Raw genomic sequence first — 491 nt, forward strand, 5'->3', positions numbered from 1 at the left:
GATGAGATCACCCCGTGCGACGACGGATAATCGAAACGAGTCACGAGTCGTCATCCCCGCTTCCCGCAGTCGAATCGTCCCCCGTCTCAGTCGGCACTTCATTTGGTTTCGCAAACGCTGGTAGCAGAAACTGACTCCGATCTTTCCCGACGATCCACTTCGGCTCTCCTCCGCGCCCCGACCACGTCTGGCCTGTCTCGGGATTCCAGTACCGAGGCACGGCGCGGCGTCTCGTTTCCCGCCTGCCCCCTCCTGCTCTAACGTCGGCGTCAATTCCATATTCGGCCATGATGTCGCGCACCCGCTCACAAATGCGTTTCTCGGCCTCCAATCTCGAATTCTCGACTTCCTTCTCGAGCTTCGTTTGCAGCGCCAACAGATCCCGGAAAGCGATCATTTTGCTACCCCTGCCACAATCATCCGACATTTTTCCAATACAAATCGATCCAAATACGTAGTTACCCCTACAAATTACCCGAATAATTCCACCC

1 protein-coding gene is annotated in these 491 nt (G+C 55.6%); it reads right to left on the reverse strand.

Features of this window, described 5'->3' with window-relative positions:
- Positions 1-40 precede the first annotated feature (40 nt).
- Entirely contained in the window at positions 41-427 is a 387-nt protein-coding gene (locus J5M67_RS30025; RefSeq protein WP_368735967.1) for an H-NS family nucleoid-associated regulatory protein, read from the reverse strand.
- Between the last annotated feature and the right edge of the window lie 64 nt (positions 428-491).

It is taken from the genome of Pseudomonas sp. 30_B (assembly GCF_017491605.1).
In the GTDB taxonomy this organism is placed as follows: Bacteria; Pseudomonadota; Gammaproteobacteria; order Pseudomonadales; family Pseudomonadaceae; genus Pseudomonas.

What these genes read in the sequence shown, in the direction of transcription:
- J5M67_RS30025 (WP_368735967.1), bottom strand. Translation starts at nt 427, where the DNA reads ATGTCGGATGATTGTGGCAGGGGTAGCAAAATGATCGCTTTCCGGGAT.